The sequence below is a fragment of the Rhizobium sp. LC145 genome (assembly GCF_001005825.1).
GTDB lineage: Bacteria > Pseudomonadota > Alphaproteobacteria > Rhizobiales > Rhizobiaceae > Neorhizobium.
Window position 1 is genome coordinate 378,716 of sequence record NZ_LBHV01000003.1, and the last position, 23,068, is coordinate 401,783.

Annotated in this window: 20 protein-coding genes; 17 read left to right on the forward strand and 3 right to left on the reverse strand. The window is 62.8% G+C overall.

The features are described 5' to 3' along the window. Window positions 1–123 precede the first annotated feature (123 nt). The 3 genes from sppA (at window position 124) to YH62_RS10205 (ending at window position 1,879) form a co-directional block, all read left to right on the forward strand. Window positions 124–1,080 (forward strand): signal peptide peptidase SppA, encoded by a 957-nt coding sequence (gene sppA, locus YH62_RS10195; RefSeq protein WP_046794074.1) that lies wholly within the window; start codon window positions 124–126, stop codon window positions 1,078–1,080. A 26-nt stretch (window positions 1,081–1,106) separates the two neighbouring features. Beyond that, entirely contained in the window at window positions 1,107–1,412 is a 306-nt protein-coding gene (locus YH62_RS10200; protein WP_046794075.1) for an integration host factor subunit beta, read from the forward strand. 122 nt (window positions 1,413–1,534) lie between these two features. Then, on the forward strand, window positions 1,535–1,879 hold the full coding sequence (locus YH62_RS10205; RefSeq protein ID WP_046794076.1) for a lipopolysaccharide assembly protein LapA domain-containing protein: 345 nt from the start codon (window positions 1,535–1,537) through the stop codon (window positions 1,877–1,879). A gap of 18 nt (window positions 1,880–1,897) precedes the next feature. Here YH62_RS10205 and YH62_RS10210 read toward each other — a convergent pair whose 3' ends face one another. Next, complete coding sequence (locus YH62_RS10210) at window positions 1,898–2,353, reverse strand: carbon monoxide dehydrogenase subunit G (protein ID WP_046794077.1); 456 nt, start codon at window positions 2,351–2,353, stop codon at window positions 1,898–1,900. A 109-nt stretch (window positions 2,354–2,462) separates the two neighbouring features. Here YH62_RS10210 and YH62_RS10215 point away from each other — a divergent pair, with 109 nt between their 5' ends. The 5 genes from YH62_RS10215 (at window position 2,463) to YH62_RS10235 (ending at window position 7,679) form a co-directional block, all read left to right on the forward strand. Next, window positions 2,463–3,554: a class I SAM-dependent methyltransferase gene (locus YH62_RS10215; RefSeq protein ID WP_046794078.1), complete on the forward strand. Its 1,092-nt coding sequence runs from the start codon at window positions 2,463–2,465 to the stop codon at window positions 3,552–3,554. Beyond that, window positions 3,551–4,411 (forward strand): RNA methyltransferase, encoded by an 861-nt coding sequence (locus YH62_RS10220; RefSeq protein ID WP_046794079.1) that lies wholly within the window; start codon window positions 3,551–3,553, stop codon window positions 4,409–4,411. The genes YH62_RS10215 and YH62_RS10220 overlap by 4 nt, the downstream gene beginning before the upstream one ends. Then, a complete protein-coding gene (gene lspA, locus YH62_RS10225; protein WP_046794080.1) occupies window positions 4,408–4,899 on the forward strand; it encodes a signal peptidase II in 492 nt (163 codons plus the stop codon). The genes YH62_RS10220 and lspA overlap by 4 nt, the downstream gene beginning before the upstream one ends. 154 nt (window positions 4,900–5,053) lie before the next feature. Next, complete coding sequence (locus YH62_RS10230; RefSeq protein WP_245282072.1) at window positions 5,054–6,709, forward strand: ATP-binding protein; 1,656 nt, start codon at window positions 5,054–5,056, stop codon at window positions 6,707–6,709. A 97-nt stretch (window positions 6,710–6,806) separates the two neighbouring features. Beyond that, window positions 6,807–7,679 (forward strand): GNAT family N-acetyltransferase, encoded by an 873-nt coding sequence (locus tag YH62_RS10235; protein ID WP_245282081.1) that lies wholly within the window; start codon window positions 6,807–6,809, stop codon window positions 7,677–7,679. Between the two features lie 65 nt (window positions 7,680–7,744). On the opposite strand, the gene YH62_RS10240 is transcribed toward YH62_RS10235, so the two are convergent. Beyond that, complete coding sequence (locus YH62_RS10240; RefSeq protein ID WP_046794082.1) at window positions 7,745–10,042, reverse strand: NADP-dependent malic enzyme; 2,298 nt, start codon at window positions 10,040–10,042, stop codon at window positions 7,745–7,747. Between the two features lie 213 nt (window positions 10,043–10,255). On the opposite strand from YH62_RS10240, the gene mutS reads away from it, so the two are divergent. The 6 genes from mutS to murJ all read left to right on the forward strand — a co-directional run bounded on the left by mutS (window position 10,256) and on the right by murJ (window position 19,443). Continuing rightward, window positions 10,256–12,901, forward strand: a complete 2,646-nt coding sequence (gene mutS / locus YH62_RS10245) for a DNA mismatch repair protein MutS (RefSeq protein ID WP_245282082.1) — start codon at window positions 10,256–10,258, stop codon at window positions 12,899–12,901. A 61-nt stretch (window positions 12,902–12,962) separates the two neighbouring features. Beyond that, window positions 12,963–13,256: a type II toxin-antitoxin system ParD family antitoxin gene (locus YH62_RS10250; RefSeq protein ID WP_046794084.1), complete on the forward strand. Its 294-nt coding sequence runs from the start codon at window positions 12,963–12,965 to the stop codon at window positions 13,254–13,256. Window positions 13,257–13,261: 5 nt separating this feature from the next. Beyond that, window positions 13,262–13,630, forward strand: a complete 369-nt coding sequence (locus YH62_RS29440; protein ID WP_082118314.1) for a type II toxin-antitoxin system RelE/ParE family toxin — start codon at window positions 13,262–13,264, stop codon at window positions 13,628–13,630. Between the two features lie 85 nt (window positions 13,631–13,715). Continuing rightward, complete coding sequence (locus YH62_RS10260; protein WP_052760380.1) at window positions 13,716–14,744, forward strand: AraC family transcriptional regulator; 1,029 nt, start codon at window positions 13,716–13,718, stop codon at window positions 14,742–14,744. Between the two features lie 72 nt (window positions 14,745–14,816). After that, complete coding sequence (locus YH62_RS10265) at window positions 14,817–17,672, forward strand: [protein-PII] uridylyltransferase (protein ID WP_280950053.1); 2,856 nt, start codon at window positions 14,817–14,819, stop codon at window positions 17,670–17,672. A gap of 190 nt (window positions 17,673–17,862) precedes the next feature. Then, window positions 17,863–19,443 carry a murein biosynthesis integral membrane protein MurJ gene (gene murJ / locus YH62_RS10270; protein WP_046794088.1) on the forward strand — a complete coding sequence of 527 codons (1,581 nt, stop codon included), beginning with the start codon at window positions 17,863–17,865 and terminating at the stop codon, window positions 19,441–19,443. A 13-nt stretch (window positions 19,444–19,456) separates the two neighbouring features. Here the strand turns inward: murJ and YH62_RS10275 are convergent, their stop codons facing one another. After that, entirely contained in the window at window positions 19,457–19,900 is a 444-nt protein-coding gene (locus YH62_RS10275) for a DUF882 domain-containing protein (RefSeq protein WP_046794089.1), read from the reverse strand. Window positions 19,901–20,245: 345 nt separating this feature from the next. Between YH62_RS10275 and YH62_RS10280 the strand changes: the two genes are divergently transcribed. From YH62_RS10280 to YH62_RS10290, 3 genes are all read left to right on the forward strand, one after another. Then, window positions 20,246–20,533 carry a GIY-YIG nuclease family protein gene (locus YH62_RS10280; protein WP_046792615.1) on the forward strand — a complete coding sequence of 96 codons (288 nt, stop codon included), beginning with the start codon at window positions 20,246–20,248 and terminating at the stop codon, window positions 20,531–20,533. Between the two features lie 758 nt (window positions 20,534–21,291). Further along, window positions 21,292–22,356 carry a tryptophan--tRNA ligase gene (gene trpS, locus YH62_RS10285; RefSeq protein ID WP_046794090.1) on the forward strand — a complete coding sequence of 355 codons (1,065 nt, stop codon included), beginning with the start codon at window positions 21,292–21,294 and terminating at the stop codon, window positions 22,354–22,356. Between the two features lie 126 nt (window positions 22,357–22,482). Further along, window positions 22,483–22,974, forward strand: a complete 492-nt coding sequence (locus YH62_RS10290; protein WP_046794091.1) for a universal stress protein — start codon at window positions 22,483–22,485, stop codon at window positions 22,972–22,974. The last annotated feature ends 94 nt before the right edge of the window (window positions 22,975–23,068 follow it).

Here is a 23,068-nt window from a genome sequence, read left to right on the forward strand (position 1 = left end):
CCTGTCAATATGGTTTAAATTCATCAACAAACAATAATGGCCGACACAAAATCGTGATATCACCCGACGAAGCGGGCGGCCAGATACCTATTTGGGCATGGTCGCAAAGGAAGGACAGGTTTTATGGATCAAATGGCAATCGCGGACCGGCGGCAGTTGCGCCGGAAACTGAGCTTCTGGCGCGTCGCCGCACTCCTTCTTCTCGTCGGTATCGGTTTTTCGCTTTACCGCTACGGCTTTGCCGATGAGGCGAGTTCGGCGCGACCGCATGTCGCGCGCATCAAGATCACCGGCCTCATACAGGATAGCGACGAGCTTCTGGAGCGTCTCGACCGAATCGCCGAAAGCGATAGCGCCAAGGCGTTGATCGTCTCGATCTCGTCGCCCGGCGGCACGACCTATGGCGGCGAACGCATCTTCAAGGCGATTCGCGAGGTGGCGGAAAAGAAGCCGGTCGTCTCCGATATCCGTACGCTTGCGGCCTCCGCGGGCTATATGATCGCGACCGCCGGCGATACCATCGTCGCGGGCGAAAGCTCCATCACCGGCTCGATCGGCGTGATTTTCCAGTATCCGCAGGTCTCCGGAATGATGGAGAAGCTCGGGATTTCGCTTGAGGAGATCAAGTCGGCGCCGTTGAAGGCCGAGCCCTCTCCGTTCCACGAGGCGAGCCCTGAGGCGCAGGCGATGATCCGCTCCATGATCATGGACAGCTACGGCTGGTTCGTCGATCTCGTCGCCGATCGCCGCAAGCTGCCGCGCGAGGAGGCCTTGCGTCTGTCGGACGGCTCAATCCTCACCGGGCGCCAGGCCCTTTCGGCCAAGCTGGTGGATACGCTCGGGGGCGAGCGGGAGATTCGCGCCTATCTGGAAACTCGGGGCGTTTCGGAGGATCTTCCGATCGTCGAGTGGAAGGAGAAGGGCTCCTCGTCATCCTTCTGGTTCGCGAGCGCCATGGCCGAGTTCCTGCGCATGACCGGACTGGGGGAAGCGCTCGGGGCGACACGGTTCGGCACCTGGGGCACTGATAAGTTGTTTCTTGACGGTCTTGTCTCGGTTTGGCAGGTTGGTCGGGGTTGAAAATCTAATTCTTTCAGGGGGCAACCGTGATCAAGTCCGAATTGGTGCAGATCGTTGCGGCACGAAATCCGCACCTCTATCACCGCGACGTCGAGAACATCGTGAATGCCGTGCTCGATGAGATCACCGATGCCTTGGCTGCAGGAAACCGCGTCGAGCTGCGCGGCTTCGGAGCCTTCTCTGTGAAGAATCGTCCATCGCGCTCGGGCCGCAATCCGCGTACGGGGGAAACCGTCTTCGTCGAGGAGAAATGGGTACCGTTCTTCAAGACCGGCAAGGAACTCCGCGAGCGTCTTAATCCCGATCTCGCCGATGATGGCGACGCCGATTGAGCCGATAGCGGCCATCCGCCGCTCTTGAAAGGCGGCGCTGGATCCCTATCCTGCATCCAACGTGTTTTGCGAGGGTGCCGGGCGCCCCATGTCGGCGCCCCATGCCGTTCGGCGGAGGTTTGATGGACAAGGTCAGGAAAATCGTCAATCTCGCGGTGTTCGTGCCGCTCGGCATCGTGCTGATCGTGCTTGCGGTCGCAAACCGGCAGGTGGTCACGCTGGCGCTGAACCCGTTCCGTCCGGAGGATGGAATGCTTGCGGTCAGCGCGCCGTTCTTCCTGTTCCTGTTCGTCGCCCTCCTGTTCGGAATGCTGATCGGCTCGGCCGCCACCTGGTGGGCGCAGGGCAAATACCGCAAGCAGGCGCGCAAGGAAGCGCGTGAGGTCATCCGCTGGCAGGCGGAGGCGGATCGTCACAAGGCTGCCGCGGTCCAGGCGACGAGTTCTCCGCAACTGCCGTCCCCGTAGGAAACCGGATTGCGGAGATCAGACCGTCGCCGGTTCCGCCCCGACGGCCGAGTTGAAGTCGGCGAAGAATTGCGAGGCGAGCTTCTGCGAGGCGGAGCCGATAAGGCGCGAGCCGAGCTGCGCAAGCTTTCCGCCCACCTGCGCCGTGGCGGTGTAGCGCAACAGGGTCTCGCCTCCGTCCTCCGTCAGCGTCACGTCCGCAGAGCCCTTGGCGAAGCCGGCGATTCCGCCCTTGCCTTCGCCGGTGATCGTGTAGCTTTCCGGCGCGTTGACATTGCTGAGTGTCACCTCTCCGTTGAAGCTCGCCGAGACCGGTCCGATCTTGACCCGCACGACGGCGGCAAGTTCCGTTGGCGTTTTTTGCTCCAGGCTCTGGCAGCCGGGAATGCACTGGCGCAGGATTTCGGGGTCGTTCAGCGCCCTCCACACGACATCGCGGGGTGCCGATATGCGCTCTTCGCCGGTAATCTCCATGAAACCCTCCCTGTGTTCCCGGAAAGATTAGGGCAGGTGAAAGCGCTTTGCCAAGGTGGGCCTAGGTGCTATTTGCTCCAGCGGATACGAACATGAGCGGACCGAGGCATTGAAGAACAGGCAAAGACAGCCGGGGGCGAAAGCCGGAGGCGGCGATACGAGGCGCCCGATAAGGAAGGATGCTCCGGCCGCGAAGGCCCGCGCCGGAACTCCGGAAAAGGCCGTGAAGGTTTCCGCACCCGTCGAACAGCGCCCTCTCATCGTCCGCAGCGGCGAGCGGCCGGCCGAACGCGTGCCGGTCATTCTCGAATCCTCCGGTGCCGGTGATTTTCACCTGATCGACAGCGGTAATGGCTTGAAGCTCGAGCAATACGGCCCTTACCGCATCGTCAGGCCGGAAGCCCAGGCGCTCTGGCGGCCCTCGCTGCCTGCTCATGCCTGGGAAAAGGCCGATGCCGTCTTTACCGGAGATACCGACGAGGACGGCATGGGCCGTTGGCGTTTCCCGAAGGAAGCGCTTGGCGAAACCTGGCCGCTTTCGCTGCTCGGCGTCGATTTTCTCGGCCGCTTCACCTCTTTCCGGCATGTCGGCGTCTTCCCCGAGCAGATCGTCCATTGGGAGTGGATGAAGAGCCGCATCGAGGAAACCCGAGGGGAAAGGGAGCGCCCGGTGAAGGTGCTAAACCTCTTCGGCTACACCGGCGTGGCCTCGCTCGTCGCGGCTGCCGCTGGCGCGGAAGTCACGCATGTCGATGCTTCGAAAAAGGCGATCGGTTGGGCGCGGGAGAACCAGGCGCTTTCCGGGCTCGAGCGCGCGCCGATTCGCTGGATCTGCGAGGATGCCATGAAGTTCGTCCTGCGCGAGGAACGCCGCGGCAACCGCTATGATATCATTCTCACCGATCCGCCGAAATTCGGCCGTGGTCCCAATGGCGAGGTCTGGCAACTCTTCGATCACCTGCCGCTGATGCTGGATGTCTGCCGCGAACTCCTGGACCGGCAGGCGATCGGCCTGGTGCTGACCGCCTATTCCATCCGGGCGAGCTTCTATTCCATCCATGAGCTGATGCGCGAAACCATGCGCGGCGCGAGTGGTGTGGTGGAATCGGGCGAGCTCGTCATTCGGGAAACCGGCCTGGACCGCAAGAGCCCGGGCCGCGCGCTTTCCACCTCTCTCTTCAGTCGCTGGGTACCGGAATGACCGACGATATTCGCAATGCCGGACCGCGCCGGGTCGGCCAGGTGAAGGAAATCACCTCGCTGGCAAATCCCATCATCAAGGATATCAAGGCGCTTTCGAACAAGAAGGATCGGGAAGAGACGGGCACCTTCATGGCCGAGGGCCTGAAGCTCGTCATCGATGCGCTGGAGCTCGACTGGAATATCCGCACGCTCGTCTATTCCAAGGCTGCCAAGGGCAAGCCGCTGGTGGAACAGGTGGCCGCCAGGACCGTCGCACATGGTGGGCTGGTGCTGGAGGTCAGCGAAAAAGTGCTGTCCGCCATCACCCGGCGCGATAATCCGCAGATGGTCGTCGGCATTTTCGAGCAGCGATGGAAGCCGCTTGCCGATCTCAGACCCGGCCGCGACGATACTTTCGTTGCGCTCGACAGGGTGCGCGATCCGGGCAATCTCGGCACGATCATCCGCACGGCAGATGCTGCCGGCGCGTCAGCCGTCATCCTCGTCGGCGAATGCACCGATCCGTTCTCGCTCGAAACCGTGCGCGCCACCATGGGTTCGGTCTTCGCCGTGCCGGTCGTCAGATGCACGGCGGAAGATTTCCTCGCCTGGCAAAAGAGGTCCGGTGCCCAGGTGGTGGCGACGCACCTTGCCGGAGCGGTGGATTACAGAACGGTGGATTACGCGAAGAAGCCCGTCGTGCTCCTGATGGGCAACGAACAGTCCGGCCTGCCGGAAAATCTCGCGGGCGCCGCAGACCGAACCGTGCGCATTCCCCAAGAGGGCAGGGCGGATTCGCTCAATCTCGCCGTCGCGACCGCGGTGATGCTCTTCGAGGCTCGGCGCCATCTTCTTTCCCTGGACGGTGCAAAATGAACGGACGTCCCGCCTTGCTCTCACGGCCGCTCATCGCCGTGGCCCTCATCGTGCTCGCCGTCCTCCTCGACCAGGCGATCAAGGTGGCCGTCGAAAACTATCTGCCGCTGGAGGAGCCGGTTCGCCTGCTTCCCTTCCTGGCTCTCTACCGGACCTATAATCTCGGTGTCGCCTTCTCGCTGCTCTCGGGCCTCGAACGGGAATTCATCGTCGGCATGCGCATCGTCATCGTCGCCTTCGTGCTCTGGCTCTGGCGCCGCACGCCGAAGGACCGCCCGCTCGCCCATCTCGGTTTTGCGCTCATCATCGCCGGCGCCATCGGCAATCTGATCGATGGTTTCCTATGGGGCCACGTGATCGATTACATCCTCTTCCACACGCGGACCTGGTCCTTCGCGGTCTTCAATCTGGCCGACAGCTTCATCTCCATCGGCGCATTTCTGGTGATTCTCGACGAAATCTTCGGCCCGAAGAAGGTGAATCCATAAAATCTTAGGTATTCGCCGAAAATATTGGGAAGAAACCTTCGCTAGTTTTCTTTCCATGCGCAGCATTGCCGACTTACATGATCGTATCGCCAAGGCGTTCGCATTTACCGTCGCAAGAGGCGGCGATGAACCGTCTGCGCAGGAGCGGCTTCCAGTGAGTCCATCGTCGGATGGCAAGGCCGGCGTCAGCGGCAGGTTCGAAAACCTCCTTTCCCGTCTTCGCGGCTGGCGGTCTTCCGGTGGACTGGAGGAAGCGAAGGCGCAAAACGCGGCCAAGTCCCGGCAGATCGCCACCGTCGTCCACGAAATCCGCACGCCGCTCAACGGCATTCTCGGCATGGCGCATCTGCTCGGCCAGACGAAGCTGACGGCCGAGCAGCAGAACTATCTGAGCGGCATCCGCCAGTCCGGCTATGCGCTGGCGCAGCTCGTCGAGGATCTTCTCGACCATGCCACGATGGAGGCCGGCCGTTTCCGGCTTAACAACCGCGCCGAAAACCTCCGCCAGTTGATCGAGAGCGTCGTGGAAATGCTGGCCCACCGTGCGCACGAGAAGCGTATAGAGGTCGCCGCGACCTTTGCCGCCGACCTGCCGGAGCTCCTGGATTTCGATCCCGCCCGCATCCGCCAGGTCCTGTTCAACGTCATCGGCAACGCGGTGAAGTTCACCTCGGAAGGCGGAGTGCTGGTGCAGGTGCGCACCGAGGAGGGCGATGTCGTGATCGCCGTTGTCGATACCGGCCCCGGCATGACGGCTGAGGAGCAGGGCCGCATCTTCCGTGAATTCGAGCAGGCGGGTGCTGCGGAAGCGAGGAGCGGCGGCACGGGCCTCGGCCTTGCGATTTCGGCGCGCATCCTGGCCGAATTCGGCGGCGCACTCTCCGTTTCCAGCGTAAAGGGCAGGGGCAGCACCTTCACCATACGTTTTCCGATGCGTCTTGCCGAAGATGCCCCAGCCGGCAGCGGCGTGCGCGGCCTGCTCCTTTCCCGCTCCCGCGTGCTGCTCCTGGCGCCCGACGGGCCTGCCGCCAGGGCGACCGTTTCGACCATCGAAACGCTGGGCGGCGGCTGCCGGCATGTAACCGAGGCCGGGGAGGTGCAGATGCTGATCGACCGGTCCGGGGCGGAGGGCAAGCCCTTCACCGATCTCATCGTCGATCATCGGCTGGCCTCGAGTTTTGGAGCCGAGCTCACCCCCTCCTCGCCGCATCGCATCCTGCTGGTGAACCCGGAAGAGCGGGCATCCCAGCCGCAGGATCTCTACGATGCCTGGCTCGTCCGCCCGTTGCGCGAAAAATCCCTGATCGACGTCCTCAGCGGGCGCCTGCGCGGCTTCGGCACGCGCGATACTCAAGTCGATGGCCAGCCGAAGGCGTCGGTAACGGCTGAACGCGCGGATTCGGGCGGGCTCGACGTGCTGCTCGGGGAAGACGATCCGGTGAACGCGCTGCTCGTCCGCGCTGTGCTGGCGAAGGCGGGGCATCGGGTGCGGCTGGTCGAGGATTTCGAAGGCCTTCTCGCCGAAGCCTTGTCGAGTGAGGCTCGTCCCGACCTGGTGCTTACGGATATGCACATGCCCGGCGGCTCCATGCTGGAGGCGCTTTCCGCCCTGCGCGAGGGGGAGCGGAGCCTCGGCGTTTCGCCCGTCCCCGTCCTCGTGCTGACGGGGGAGGGGAGCGATGAGGCGCGCAGAAAACTGCTTGCGAACGGCGTGAGCCGCGTGCTCGAAAAGCCGGTCGAACCCCAGCGTCTGCTGGAAGAAGTGCGGCTTCTCGGTGCCCTGGCAACCACTAGCCTTGAGCCCCGTTGACGCGCCTTGCGGGCGCACCTATTGTGACACTCGGTGTCACGTTCCTGTCGCAGAGTCATGGTTTATGGCGGTGATCTCAACCGGGACGGGGCGAATCATCATGACTATCGAACTCCTGAACCGTGAATTGACGCTGGATACCCAGGCTCCGGCCCTGACGCCGACCGACACCGATATCCTGGGCCGCATAGGCTCTCTGGAAACCCGGCTCGCACGCAATGCGCGCGAGATCGATGCCGCGCAGGCCGTGCGTTACAGGGTCTTTTCCGAGGAAATGCATGCGCAGCTCGGCGCGGAGGCGGACCGCCGCCGCCGCGATGTCGATGCCTATGATGCCATCTGCGATCACCTCCTCGTCATCGATCGCGCGATCGAAGGGGATGTGGAGGATCAGATCGTCGGCACCTATCGCCTGCTGCGGCAGGAGGTGGCACTCGCCCATGGCGGCTTCTATTCGGCTTCCGAATTCGATATCGAGCCGCTTCTGACCCGCCATCCGGACAAGCAGTTCATGGAGCTCGGCCGTTCCTGCGTGCTGCCGGCTTATCGCACCAAGCGCACGGTGGAGCTTCTCTGGCAGGGCAATTGGGCCTATGCCCTGAAGCACGGCATGGGCGCCATGTTCGGCTGCGCCTCCTTCCCCGGCACGCGTCCGGAAGAGCATGCGCTGGCGCTCTCCTTCCTGCACCATAATGTGGCCGCGAAGGGCGAATGGGCGGTGTCTGCCCTTCCCGAGCTTCACCGGGAGATGGACCTGATGCCGATCGAAGGGGTGAACGCCCGCAAGGCCCTTTCGGCCATGCCGCCGCTCGTCAAGGGTTACCTGCGCCTCGGCGCCATGATCGGCAACGGCGCGGTCGTCGATCAGGCCTTCAACACCACGGATGTTCTTGTGGTGCTGCCGATCGCCTCGATCTCCGATCGCTACATCAACTACTACGGCGCCGATGCCGGCAGGTTCGCGAGCTGAAAAGCTGATATTCTGAAAGAGTTTTGAAAGGCCGAGGCGGCTTGCCGCTTCGGCCTTTTTTAATCTCACGTCCCGGCGTTATACGCCGCAATCGCCGCCATGTTGACGATGTCGCTATCCTTGGCGCCCATGGAGGTGATCTGCACGGACTTGTCGAGGCCGACGAGCAGCGGGCCGATCAGGGTGGCGCCGCCGAGTTCCTGCAGCATGCGGGTGGCGATCGAGGCCGAATGGATCGCCGGCATGACGAGCACGTTGGCGGTCCCGGAAAGCCGGCAGAAGGGATACTGCTCCATCCGGTGCGGGTTGAGCGCCACGTCCGCGGCCATCTCGCCATCATATTCGAAATCGACGCGCCGCTGGTCGAGGATCTTCACCGCCTCGCGCACCCGTTCGGAGCGCTCGCCGGTCGGCTGGCCGAAGGTCGAGTAGGCCAGCAGCGCGACGCGCGGCTCATAGCCCATCCGCCTGGCAACGCGTGCCGCCTCCACGGCGATATCGGCGATATCCTCGGCGTTCGGCATGTCGTGCACGGCGGTATCGGCGACGAAGACGGTGCGCCCGCGCGAGATCATCAGCGAGATCCCGATCACCTTGTGGCCCGGCTTGTCGTCGATGCAGCGGCGCACGTCCTGGAGGGCCGTCGCATAATTGCGCGTCGCACCCGTCACCATGGCGTCTGCATCCCCCACCGCCACCATGGTGGCCGCGAAGTGGTTGCGGTCGTTATGGATCAGCCGCTGCACGTCGCGCAACAGAAAGCCCTTGCGCTGCAGGCGGGCGTAGAGATGGTCCACATAGGTATCCACCCGGTCGGAGAGGCGGGCGTTGACGATCTCGATGCCGGGTCGCTCGAGGTCGATGCCGGCCTTTTCGGCGGTCGTGCGGATCACGTCGTCGCGGCCGAGCAGGATCGCGGTGCCGAGCCCCTGGTGGCAGAAGGAGATCGCCGCGCGCATGACCTGCTCTTCCTCGGCCTCGGCGAAGACGACGCGCTTCGGGAAGCGGCGCACCCGCTCGTAGATGCCCTGCGTTGTTGCGGCCATCGGGTCGCGGCGGGCCGAAAGCTCGTGCGCATAGGCTGCCAGATCGGCGATGTTCTTTTGGGCGACGCCGCTTTCCATGGCGGCCTGAGCCACGGCCACCGGGATCGCCGAGATGAGCCGCGGGTCGAAGGGCACGGGAATGATGTATTGCGCGCCGAAGCGCGGCCGGTTGCCCTGGTAGGCGGCGGCAACGTCGTCCGGCACGTCCTCGCGCGCCAGGTTGGCGAGCGCCCGCACCGCGGCGATCTTCATCGCGTCGTTGATCTGGGTCGCGCGCACGTCGAGCGCGCCACGGAAGATATAGGGGAAGCCGAGAACGTTGTTGACCTGGTTCGGATAGTCCGAGCGGCCGGTCGCCATGATGGCGTCGTCGCGGATGCGGGCGACCTCTTCCGGGGTGATCTCCGGATCGGGATTGGCCATCGCGAAGATGATTGGCCGCTCGGCCATGGAACGGATCATCTCTTCGGTGAAGGCGCCCTTCTGCGAAAGGCCGAACACCACGTCGGCGCCCTTCATGGCCTCGGCGAGCGTCCGGTGGGCCGTCTTCACCGCATGCGCCGATTTCCACTGGTTCATGCCTTCGGCCCGACCCTGGTAGATCACGCCCTTGGTGTCGCAGAGGATGATGTTGTCGGGATTGAAGCCCATCGCCTTGATGAGCTCGATGCAGGCGATCGCCGCCGCACCCGCCCCGTTGCAGACGAGCTTGGTCGTCTTGAAATCGCGGCCGGTGAGTTCGAGCGCGTTGATGAGGCCGGCGGCGGCGATGATCGCCGTGCCATGCTGGTCGTCATGGAAGACCGGGATGTCCATCAGTTCGCGCAGGCGGCTTTCGATGATGAAGCAGTCCGGCGCCTTGATGTCTTCCAGGTTGATGCCGCCGAAGGAGGGGCCGAGATAGCGCACGCAGTTGACGAACTCGTCGACATTCTCGGTATCGACCTCGAGGTCGATGGAGTCCACGTCGGCAAAGCGCTTGAAGAGCACCGACTTGCCCTCCATCACCGGCTTGGAGGCGAGCGCGCCGAGGTTACCGAGCCCCAGGATCGCAGTGCCGTTGGAAATCACCGCCACCATGTTGCCGCGCGTCGTATAGTCGTAGGCGGTCGCCGGATCGGCGGCGATCGCCTTCACCGGCACCGCCACGCCCGGCGAATAGGCCAGCGAAAGGTCGCGCTGCGTCGCCATCGGCTTGGTGGGGTTGATCTCCAGCTTCCCAGGCCGGCCTTCCGCGTGGAAGTCCAGCGCTTCCTGCTCCGTCACCGAAGCGCGCGCGCGGACGTCCTTCTCCGTGGCCTTCTCTTTCGCGGGCATGAACTCCTCCAGCTTTTTGTGGGCAGCCGTCTTCGAGAGCGTAGCGGCTGTTGTCTTTCAGGGGTCAACATCGATAGTGTCGCCAATTCCCTTGCGCAACAAAAAATCGATTCCGTGACTCAATTCGAAAGATTCTCCCCCCGGTCTCAAAATGGCGAAGCCTTGAATACCGCCGAGCTCGCCTCGGAGGAGAGCCGTGCCTCGGCCACGCCGATGATGGAGCAGTATATCGAGATCAAGGCGAACAATCCCGGTTCGCTGCTTTTCTATCGCATGGGCGATTTCTACGAATTGTTCTTCGAAGATGCGGTGGAGGCCTCCCGCGCGCTCGGCATCACGCTGACGAAGCGCGGCCAGCATATGGGGCAGGATATTCCCATGTGCGGCGTGCCCGTACATGCGGCGGACGATTATCTCCAGAAGTTGATCGGTCTCGGCTTCCGCGTCGCGGTCTGCGAGCAGGTGGAAGATCCGGCCGAAGCCAAGAAGCGTGGTTCGAAATCCGTGGTGAAGCGGGATGTCGTGCGCCTCGTCACGCCCGGCACGATTACCGAGGAGAAGCTCCTTTCTCCCTCGGAATCGAATTACCTGATGGCGCTTGCCCGCATCCGCGGCGGCTCCGAGCCGCAGTTCGCGCTTGCCTGGATCGATATTTCCACCGGCGTTTTCCGCCTCGCTGAAACCGATCCGTCGCGGCTGCTCGCCGATATCCTGCGCATCGATCCGCGCGAACTCGTCGTTGCGGACACGATCTTCCATGATGCGGAACTCAAGCCTGTTTTCGATGTGCTGGGCAGGGTGGCCGTGCCGCAGCCGGCGGTCCTGTTCGATAGCGCCAGTGCGGAAGGCCGCATAACGCGCTATTTCGGCGTCGGTACGCTGGATGGCTTCGGCACCTTCTCGCGCGCCGAGCTTGCAGCCGCTGCGGCCGCGGTCGCCTATGTCGAGAAGACCCAGATTGCCGAGCGCCCGCCGCTTGGATACCCCGAGCGCGAAAGCGGCGCTTCCACGCTTTTCATCGACCCTGCCACGCGCGGCAATCTGGAACTCACCCGCACGCTTTCCGGCGATCGCGACGGCACGCTCCTGAAGGCGATCGACCGGACGGTGACCGGGGGAGGCGCGCGGCTTCTTGCGGAGCGGCTGATGTCGCCGCTCACCGATCCGGATCGCATCAACCGTCGGCTCGATTCCATCTCCTTCCTGCTCGATGAGCCCTCGCTGTGTTCGGAACTTCGCGCTGCGCTGAAGCATGTGCCGGATATGCCGCGCGCACTCTCCCGCTTGGCGCTCGATCGTGGCGGCCCGCGGGATCTCGGTTCCATCCTTCAGGGCCTTGAAGCCGCGCGCAGCGTCGCGGCGTTTCTTTCCCGCGCCATGCTGCCGGAAGAGCTAGGCGATGCACTGGCGGATCTGAAAGCCCTGCCGCTTTCTTTGGAAACCATGCTCGGCAGCATGTTGGCGCAGGACCTACCGCTTCTGAAACGCGACGGCGGTTTCCTGGCGGAAGGCGCCCATTCGGAACTGGACGAAGTAAGGGCGCTGCGCGATCAGTCCCGCAAGGTGATCGCCGGCCTGCAGCTTCAATATGCCGAGGAGACCGGCATCAAGTCGCTGAAGATCAAGCACAACAACGTGCTCGGCTATTTCATCGAGGTCACCGCCGGCAATTCGGGCACGATGACGGATACGCCGGAAGGAAAGGCGCGCTTTATCCATCGCCAGACCATGGCGAACGCCATGCGCTTCACCACCACCGAACTTGCAGATCTCGAAAGCCGCATCGCCAACGCCGCCGACCGGGCGCTGACGATCGAGCTGGAAGCCTTCGAGAAGATGGTTGCGGCAGTCACCTCCGAGGCCGAGGCGATCAAGGCGGGTGCCCGCGCGCTCGCTGTCATCGATGTGGTGGCCGGTCTTGCCATGCTCGCCGAGGAATGGAACTACCGCCGGCCCGTGGTGGATGCTTCACGCATGTTCGCCATTGAAGGCGGCCGCCATCCGGTGGTCGAACAGGCGCTCCGCCGCCAGTCCTCCGGCCCCTTCATCGCAAACGATTGCGATCTCTCGCCCAATGGTACGGGCGATTTCGGTGCCCTCTGGCTGCTCACCGGTCCGAACATGGGCGGTAAGTCGACCTTCCTGCGTCAGAACGCGCTGATCGCCATCCTCGCGCAGATGGGCTCTTTCGTGCCGGCGGCGTCCGCCCATATCGGCATCGTCGATCGGCTCTTTTCGCGCGTCGGCGCATCCGACGATCTCGCCCGCGGTCGCTCCACCTTCATGGTCGAGATGGTCGAGACGGCGGCAATCCTCAATCAGGCGACCGACCGCTCGCTGGTCATTCTGGATGAGATCGGGCGCGGCACGGCCACTTTCGACGGCCTGTCGATCGCCTGGGCGGCGGTCGAGCACCTGCATGAGGCCAACCAGTGCCGCGGCCTCTTCGCCACCCATTTCCATGAGCTGACCGTGCTTTCCGAAAAGCTCGGCCGGCTTTCCAACGCCACCATGCGGGTAAAGGAATGGGATGGCGAGGTGATCTTCCTTCACGAGGTCGGGCCGGGTGCGGCCGACCGCTCCTACGGTATCCAGGTCGCCCGTCTCGCCGGCCTTCCCGATAGCGTCGTGGCCCGCGCCCGCGATGTACTGACGAAACTGGAGGATTCCGATCGCAAGAACCCGGCGAGCCAGTTGATCGACGATCTGCCGCTCTTCCAGGTCGCCGTCCGCCGCGAGGAGGTCAAGCGCGCAGGCCCCTCCAAGGTCGAGGAGGCCCTGAAAGCCCTCAACCCGGACGACATGACGCCGCGTGACGCTCTGGACGCGCTTTATGCGCTGAAAAAGGAGCTTCAGTAGGTCCTATTGGCATAATATGCCAATAATGATAATTTTGTCGCGGCAGTTAGGAATTACCACAATGCCGACACGTAACGTTGTACTGACCGGACATCACGAAGAGATCATCGAGAGGCTCGTCACTTCGGGCCGCTATCAGAATGCCAGCGAGGTTCTACGTGAGGGGTTGCGTCTGATCGAGCAACGCGAAGATCGCGAGGCAGCCAAGCTGGCGGCATTGCAGGAAGCGGCGCGAGTTGGCTTTAGCGATCTGGATGAAGGCCGTTTCGTCAATATCACGGATGATGGACTGGAAGATTTTATCGCCGGTCTTGGCCGTGATGCCGAGGCCCGGGTGCGCAAGACCAATCCCTGAAGCCAATGGCCGATTTCCGTCTCTCCGCAGTGGCAGAAGCTGATCTTGTCGAGCTTCTGGCTTGGACACAGGAGCGCTTCGGCACCCAGGCCCGGTTACGTTACGAGCGATTGCTGGTGGTGGCGTTGCACGACATCGCCGTAGAGCCACAACGGCCGGGAAGCACTCTCCGTCCGGAGTTGGGCGAAGATATCCGCAGCTATCATCTTCGCCATAGCCGTGATCGGGCGCGTAATGAAAGCGGTGTGGTCCGCCGCCCGCGGCATCTCCTGCTTTATCGCATCGCTCACCCTGGTCTGGTCGGTGTGGGACGCGTGCTCCATGATGCCATGGAAATCGAACGGCATCTGCCAACTGACTACGGCGGGGAATGACGACGCCCGCTTGAGCGCCCGTCGATCCGTGCCTTTTACCCGCAGACGTGATAAAGGCCGTACTCGAATTTAATCAGGTGTCAGCTTGCTCTCCGTCCCGCTGCCGTTTCTTGCCGGCCTTGTCTTCGCGCTGACGCTCTATCGCAGCCTGAAGGGCGTCGAGACACCCGGCTCCCGGCGGTATTTCCACGCCTTCCTCATCCTCTATGCCTTGCAGGGTATCGGCATCGGCCTGCGCTTCGGCTACGGCGTCAGCCAGCTCATCCCTTTCCTGCCGATCTCGGCCGCGGCCATGCCGCCGCTCGCCTTTCTTGCCTTTCGCGGCCTGACGGCGAAACCCTTGATAAAGCCCTGGCTTCACCTGTTGCCGCCGCTGGTCGTCGCCCTCGCCGTCGCCTTCTTCCGCGATCTGGTCGATCTGCTGCTGCTCCTGATCTTCCTGTCCTATGGCTTGGCTCTCTGGCGCCTGACGATGAGCGATGGAGACGAGGTGATGGCGGAAACCTCGCTGCAGCGCATGCGTCCGGCACTTCGCGCCGCTCGGCTGACGGCCTGCCTGATGCTCTTCTTTGCCTTCAGCGATGCGGCACTCGCGCTCTACACCAGTCTCTATGGTCCGAACGATGTGCCGCTCGCGGTCGGGATCATGAACCTCGCGGCGATCTTCGCCGTATTGGCCTATTATTTCGCGCCGGATATTCCGCCTGCAGACGTGGCCGAAAGGCCCGTCTTGCGGGCAACCGGGGAGGATCGCGCAATCCTCGCCAAGGTGGAAGGTGCGCTCGACCGCGATGCGCTCTACCGGAACGAGGATCTGAGCCTCGCCAAACTCGCCCGCCGGGCGGGCGTTCCCGCCCGCGATCTATCGGCCGCCGTCAACCGCGCCACCGGCCTTAACGTTTCGCAATTCGTCAACAACCGGCGGATCGCCGAGGCTTGCCGGCTTCTGAAGGATACGGAAAAGCCCTTGATGGAAGTGATGTTCGAGGCGGGTTTTGGCACCAAATCCAATTTCAACCGCGAGTTCCGCCGCGTGACGGGTGCGAGCCCCTCGCAATATCGCGCGCGGATGAAGGCTGAAGGCGGCGTTTCGGGAAAGGGCGCAAAGCCTTGACCTTGACGCGCCGTGGAGCCAACTTTGAAACATCGGGGTTGATATTTCTTGGCCAGTTTGCCCAAAAGGACTATAGCCTCCCAGGCGGCCCGGCATCGACAGGATAACATGGCCAGAGACGATATCGATTTTTCCGAACTCCTCGATGTGGAGCGGCTGAGCGCCGAATGCCGGCGGGTCGCCGAAGGCAAGGATCGCCCGCTTCTCGAGCTGCGCTCCGCACTTCTGCCGCTGCTGAAAAAGGCAAGCGCCGAAGGCCGCGCGAAGGCCCGCGAGCTTCTCGCCAAGGATGGCAGCGGCCTCAATTGCGCCCAGCGCATCTCATGGCTTCAGGATCAGCTGATCCGCGTCTTGCACGAGGTGATCGCCGAAAGCATCTACAAGGATGCGAACCGCATCGCGATCGCCGCGGTCGGCGGTTACGGCCGCGATACGCTCGCGCCGGGTTCGGATATCGATCTTCTCTTCCTGCTTCCGGAGAAGAATTCCGAGGACATGCGCAAGGCCGTGGAATTCCTGCTCTATCTCCTGTGGGACATGGGCCTCAAGGTTGGCCACGCGACCCGCACGGTGGAGGAATGTATCCGCCTGTCGAAGACGGACATGACCATCCGCACGGCGATCCTGGAAACGCGCTATATCTGCGGTGCCGAGCCGCTGGTGAGCGAGTTGGAGACCCGTTTCGACAGGGAGATCGTTGCCGATACCGGGCCGGAATTCATCGCCGCCAAGCTTGCCGAGCGCGACCAGCGCCACCAGAAGGCCGGCGATACCCGCTACTTGGTCGAGCCGAACGTCAAGGAGGGCAAGGGAGGCCTGCGCGACCTCCACACGCTCTTCTGGATTGCCAAATATTATTACCGCGTCCGCGATACGGCCGAGCTCGTCAAGCTCGGCGTCCTCTCACGGCATGAATTGCGTCTTTTCCTGAAATCCGAGGATTTCCTCTGGGCGGTGCGCTGCCACATGCATTTCCTCACCGGAAAGGCGGAGGAGAGGCTGTCCTTCGACATCCAGCGCGAGATCGCCGAAAGCCTGGATTATCATACGCGCCCAGGCCTTTCCGCGGTCGAGCGCTTCATGAAGCATTACTTCCTCGTCGCCAAGGATGTGGGGGATCTCACCCGCATCTTCTGTGCTGCGCTCGAAGATCAGCAGGCCAAGGCTGCGCCCGGCATCAAGCGGGTCATCTCCCGCTTCACCAAAAGGGTACGCAAGATCCCCGGCACGGTGGATTTCGTCGAGGACCGCGGCCGCATCACGCTCGCCGATCGCGATGTCTTCAAGCGCGATCCGGTCAATCTCATCCGCTTCTTCCATGTCGCCGATATCAACGGCCTGGAACTGCATCCCGATGCGTTGAAGCAGATGACGCGCTCGCTTTCCTTGATCGACCACGCTCTGCGTGAGAACGAGGAGGCGAACCGGCTCTTCCTGGCGATCCTCACATCCAGGCGCGATCCGGCGCTGATGCTGAGGCGCATGAACGAGGCCGGCGTGCTCGGCCGCTTCATCCCGGAGTTCGGCAAGGTCGTCGCGATGATGCAGTTCAACATGTATCATCACTATACCGTCGATGAGCACCTGATCCGCTCGGTCGAAGCGCTTTCGGAGGTGGACAAGGGCGAGGCCGCCGATATCCATCCGCTCGCCAACAAGGTCATGCCCGGCATCGAGGAGCGCGAGGCGCTCTATGTCGCCGTCCTGCTGCATGATGTCGCCAAGGGCCGCCAGGAGGATCATTCGATCGCCGGCGCCCGCATCGCCCGCAAGCTCTGCCCGCGCCTCGGCCTCAGCCCGAAGCAGACGGAGCTGGTCGTCTGGCTGATCGAGGAGCACCTCGTGATGTCGATGACCGCCCAGACCCGCGACCTTCACGACCGCAAGACCATCACCGATTTCGCCGAGAAGGTGCAGTCGATGGACCGGCTGAAGCTTCTCCTGATCCTGACGATCTGCGATATCCGCGCCGTCGGCCCCGGCGTCTGGAACGGCTGGAAGGGGCAGTTGCTGCGCACGCTCTACTATGAGACCGAACTCCTCTTGACCGGAGGCTTCTCCGAGGCCTCCTCCCGCAAGGAGCGGGCGAAGGAGGCGGAGGCCGCGCTCTTCGAGGCGCTGGCCGACTGGAGCCAGAAGGACCGCCGCACCTATGCGAGGCTCCACTACCAACCCTATCTGCTCTCGGTGCCGCTGGAGGATCAGGTCCGTCACGCGCATTTCATCCGTGAGGCGGACAAGGCCGGCAAGGCGCTCGTCTCCATGGTGCGCACCCATTCCTTCCATGCCATCACCGAGATCACCGTGCTCGCGCCGGACCATCCGCGGCTTCTGTCCGTCATCGCCGGTGCCTGTGCCGCGGCCGGCGCCAATATCGCTGACGCGCAGATCTTCACGACCACCGATGGCCGCGCGCTCGATACCATCCTCATCAACCGGGAATTTCCGGTGGACGAGGACGAGCTGCGCCGCGCCGCCACCATCGGCCGCATGATCGAGGACGTGCTTTCGGGCAGGAAGCGCCTGCCGGAAGTCATCGCCACGCGCGCCAAGGCCAAGAAGCGCAACAAGACCTTTACGATCCCGCCCTCGGTCATCATCTCCAACGGGCTGTCGAACAAGTTCACCGTCATCGATGTGGAATGCCTCGACCGCACCGGCCTGCTTGCGGATATCACCGCGGTTCTCGCCGATCTCTCGCTCGATATCCATTCGGCCCGCATCACCACCTTCGGGGAGAAGGTGATCGACACGTTCTACGTGACCGATCTCGTCGGCCACAAGGTCACCAACGAGAACCGCCAGGGCAACATCGTCGCCCGGCTGAAGGCGGTGATGACCGACGAGGACGAGCCGAAGAGCGTTGCACCCGCCGAAGCAGCACCTCCCCCTTCCGCTCAGCCCCGCAAGACCAGGGCCAGCGCGTGAACTCCCGCCCGATGAGCCGTGCTCGCATCATGCCCCTCATCCCCCTGCCGGGACCTTCTCCCCGCTTGCGGGGAGAAGGGGTGTGCCGCGCCGTCTCCGGTCCCCCTCGCCCCGTTTACGGGGAGAGGGTGCGCCGAGCGAAGCGGAGGCGGGGTGAGGGGCTTCCACGCAATTCAGTGAGCCCCGCCCGATGAGCCTCGTCCGAAAATTCGCAACCGTCGGCGGCGCCACGCTCGGCAGCCGCATCTTCGGCTTCGCCCGCGAGACGCTGATGGCCGCGGCGCTTGGCACCGGGCCGATGGCGGACGTCTTCTATGCCGCCTTCCGCTTTCCGAACCTCTTCCGTAGGCTTTTCGCGGAAGGGGCCTTCAACGCCGCCTTCGTGCCGCTCTTCTCCAAGGAGATCGAGGCGAACGGCGTGGAAGGCGCAAAGCGCTTTTCGGAAGAGGTCTTCGGCGTCCTCTTTTCCGCGCTGCTCGCCATCACCATCCTGATGGAACTCGCCATGCCCTGGCTGGTTCAGTGGATCATCGCTCCGGGCTTTGCCGATGATCCGGAAAAGACTTCGATCACCATCCGGCTGGCGGCCGTGATGTTCCCTTATCTCATGTGCATGTCGCTGACGGCGATGATGAGCGGCATGCTCAATTCGCTGCATCACTTCTTCGCGGCCGCCATCGCGCCCGTCTTCCTGAACGTGGTGATGATCGCCGCCCTCTTCTACGCGCTCTGGACGGGCGCCGATCCGCTCTCCACCGCCTGGTATCTTTCCTGGAGCGTGCTCGTCGCCGGCGTCCTTCAGCTCGCCGTCGTCTATATCGGCGTGCGCCATGCCGGCATCAATATCGGCTTCCGCCTTCCGAAGATGACGCCGAACGTCAAGCGGCTTCTGGTGCTCGCCGTACCGGCGGCGATCACCGGCGGCATCACCCAGATCAACCAGATCATCGGCCAGGCGATCGCTTCCGGAAAGGAAGGCGCGATCGCGGCCCTCCAATATGCCGACCGCATATATCAGCTTCCGCTCGGCGTCGTCGGCGTGGCGGTCGGCGTGGTGCTGCTGCCGGAACTGTCGCGCGCCTTGAAGGGCGGCTACAGGCAGGAGGCCGCCAATATCCAGAACCGCTCGATCGAGTTCGTGCTGTTCCTTACCCTGCCGGCTGCCGCCGGTCTCTGGGTGCTGTCGGATGCCATCATCCGCGTGCTTTACGAGCGCGGTGCCTTCTCCGCCGAAAACACCGCCGTCGTCGCCTCCATCCTTGCGATCTACGGCATCGGCCTGCCGGGCTTCGTGCTCATCAAGGCATTGCAGCCGGGCTTCTATGCCCGCGAGGATACCAGGACGCCGATGCGCTTCACCATCATCTCGGTGGTGGTCAATTCGGGCCTGGCGATCTCGCTCTTCCCGCTGCTGGCCGAGCGGGGCATCGCCACGGCGGAAGCCGCCGCCGGCTGGATCAACACGATCCTGCTCTTCTCGACGCTCCTCTGGCGGGGCGATCTCAAATGGGAATGGGCGCTTGCGAAGCGGACCGCGCTGCTGCTGGTGTCGGCGGGCGTCATGACGGCGGTGCTCATCTACGCGCTGCCTTACGCCTCGCCGTGGCTCGCTCCGGAAACGTCGCTGCTCTATCAGGTGGCCGCACTTGGCGTGCTTCTGGCGCTGGCCATGGTCGTCTACTTCGCGGTCGCATTCCTTATCGGCGGCGCCGATATCGGCATGATCCGCCGAAACTTGAAGCGGAAGGCGAAAAGCCAGCCGGAATCCTAGGCTACCTTAGGGCTTAAGACCGTCTTCCGCGCTTGCCGCAATGGGCCCAGCGCCGCTTCGGACCGATATCGACATGCACGATGCCATTGCAGTATCGGCCGATCCCGCCAACCCCCGGCGCGCTCGCTGCGGCCGCAAGGATCTTCCGCTCGGAAACCCCCGGCACGCGTATATCGGCCGCGTAACAGTGGCTGTGCTGGGACCGGCCTGAACGCGGTCTGTGTCCCGAGGTCACGACCGGTTTCTTGCCGGTCTGCACGGCGATATGGGCGAGGATCGCCCTCAGCTTGGTTGGAAAACAGCTCGCGCGAACGCTGACCCGCTGCAGGGTATAGGCGGCGGAATAATCGTGTTTGAACAGATTTCCGCGACGTTTCTGACTGCTCTGCGCATCGGCAGCCGCGGCAAATGAGAATGTCACCAGGCTGGCAAGCGCGACAAGAAAAAAGCTGCGCATGGGTATCCCCCGAGTAGCGCCTGACCTCATGACAGGCGGACTTGGCTTGGCGGGGCATTTCATTCCAAAAAGTGGCGCTATTAAGGAGATATTTGCTATAATTTAAGGTAAATGCTGCCGCATAGGTTAAATGGGGTTAACCATTACCGCTTTTGGCTGAGTGAAGCGGTTTGCTCCTACCTCTTTTGGTGGACAACCTACTCCCGTCATTCCTGTGCTTGTCACAGGAATCCAGCCGCCGTGCGTCTGCACGGCGAGAGGATTCTTTGAGTCACGAGGCTTCTGCCAGATGGAAACATGTGATAAACCTTTGCGTGTATGTCTCCGTTATGCAATCATCACCTCATGCGCTGTGGCTATGTCTACATCCTGGCATCGAAACGGAACGGCACGCTCTATACCGGCGTGACCAGCGATCTGCCGGGGCGGCTCTATGAACATCAGAATGAGCTGACGCCGGGCTTCACCAGCCGCTATGGCGTCAAGACGCTCGTCTGGTTCGAAATCCATGATCTGGTGGTGGATGCCATCCGGCGGGAAAAGACCATCAAGAAATGGCCGAGAGCGTGGAAGCTCAATCTGATCGAAAGCGTCAATCCGGAATGGGAGGACATTTCTCCCTGGCTTCTCTGAATGGCAAACTGTCTTTTGCGCCCAAGGACTTGGGCGCGCTGGATCCCTGTGACAAGCACAGGGATGACGGAGAAAACAGCCGCCCGCGAAGAAATTTTCATCCTCCTTCATCCCCGCTCTCCAACTTTGCCTCATACTGTCCCTGTCCTGTTTCGGCTGCACCGGTTAAGCATCGCCGGCGAGATGGGGCCGGTGCCCTTTCGATCCGCCGTTGATGCAGGCGGGGCGTCAGGGGCTGCGCAGAAAATGGTCTCCCTCTCGCCTGAGAAATGGCGGGGCGTGCGTGTGTCGCACACAACCCGGCCCGGCTAATAATCAACAACATATGGGCCGCCGCAGAGGGACCGGAGTTGCGCGGAAAAACACGCCGAACGGGACACGTCGCGTGTCACCTATAAAATTCAATACGAGGCACACGACGTGTCCCGGCCGATCCTCGGGTCAAGCCCGAGGATGACGAAAGCAAAATGCTCGTCCTCCTCGGGCGAGCGAAGTGAAGACCCGAGGATCGCCAAGGGACGAGTCTGCCCACTCGTCATCCAGGGTCTTCGAGGAAACCGTTCAAGACTCGAGTCGCCACCCTCGGGCGAGCGGAGCGAGACCCGAGGAGACCCCGTCCCTGCGGCAACACCTGGGATTTCATTGAGCCTGCGCATCGCGGAACTCTTGATCCCGCCCCACCGCCCGTGCATAAGCCCGCCCGTTAGCAACATGGCCCTTCGGGCCTGGGGCCCTCCACCAGCCTGATCGAGGACGATATGAATACCTTCAAGCCGCTTGTCTTTTCCGGCGTTCAGCCGACCGGCAATCTCCATCTCGGCAATTATCTCGGCGCGATCCGCAAGTTCGTCGCGCTCCAGGAAAACAACGATTGCATTTATTGCGTCGTTGATCTGCATGCCATCACCGCCCAGCTCGTCCATGAGGACCTGCGTGGCCAGATCCGCTCGATCGCCGCTGCCTTCATCGCGTCTGGCATCGATCCGGTAAAGCACATCGTCTTCAACCAGTCGGCCGTGCCGCAGCATGCGGAACTCGCCTGGGTCTTCAACTGCGTCGCCCGCATCGGCTGGATGAACCGCATGACCCAGTTCAAGGACAAGGCCGGCAAGGACCGCGAGAACGCCTCGCTCGGCCTGCTCGCTTATCCGAGCCTGATGGCCGCCGACATCCTGGTCTATCGCGCCACCCATGTTCCGGTCGGCGATGACCAGAAACAGCATCTGGAGCTTGCGCGCGATATCGCCATGAAGTTCAATCTGGATTTCAAGGACAAGATCCGGGCGACGGGCACGGGGGTTGATATCACGGTCGGCGACGAGCCGGTGCATGCCTATTTCCCGATGGTCGAGCCGCTGATCGAGGGGCCGGCGCCGCGCGTCATGTCGCTGCGCGACGGCACCAAGAAGATGTCGAAATCCGATCCCTCGGACCTCTCGCGCATCAATCTCATGGACAGCGCCGACGACATCGCCAAGAAGATCCGCAAGGCGAAGACCGACCCGGAAGGTCTGCCGAGCGAAATCGAAGGGCTTGCCGGCCGCCCCGAGGCCGACAATCTCGTCGGCATCTATGCTGCACTTGCCGACAGGTCCAAGGCCGATGTGCTTGCCGAATATGGCGGCCAGCAGTTCTCGGTCTTCAAGCCGGCGCTTGCCGATCTCGCCGTCCATGTTCTCTCCCCGATCACCGGCGAAATGCGCCGCCTGATGGACGATACGACCCATATCGACGCCATCCTGCGCGATGGCGGCGAGCGCGCCCGCGCCCGTGCCGAAAAGGTGATGGCGGAAGTCTTCGATATCGTCGGCTTCCTGCGCTGACCGTCAGCTGGGTTGAAAGGACTTGCCCGCCATGCATTCGCGTGGCGGGTTTTCATTTCGGGCCGAAGGCTCTAAATTCCGCAACACGACTGCTTCGGTCGAGTACGTGCGAAATAGGGGTAAGGGATGGTTTCGAAACGGCTTTCACGGCTCGAAGGGCACCGCCGCAAGTTCATGGCCGTCATCGACGGCACGCCGGAATGCGAGAAGGCCGTCCACTATGCGGGGCGCCGCGCCAAGAATTCCAACGGTGGCCTCGTGCTGCTTTTCGTCATCCCGGAAGGCGATTTCCAGCAATGGCTGGGTGTCGAGCAGATCATGCGCGCCGAAGCGATGGAAGAGGCGGAGGCCGTGATGGCGAAGGCCGCGCAGAAGGTGCGTGAGACGATCAGCATCGATCCGGAAATCGTCATTCGCGAAGGCAGCGCCACCGAGCAGATCAATGCGCTCGTGGAGGAGGATCGCGATATCGCCATCCTCGTGCTCGCCGCCGGTTCCGCGAAGGAAGGTCCGGGACCGCTGGTTTCGGCCGTTGCCGGCAGGGCGGCTGCCTTTCCCATCCCCGTCACCGTGCTGCCCGATACCCTGACGGCGGAAGAAATCGACGCCCTTTGTTGAAGATGGGCTTGACCTTGGAACAGGGAAGCCGCACTTGAACGGAAACCTGATTAGGCTTATCTTCTTTGGAAGAATTCTAAATTTTAGGCTCGGA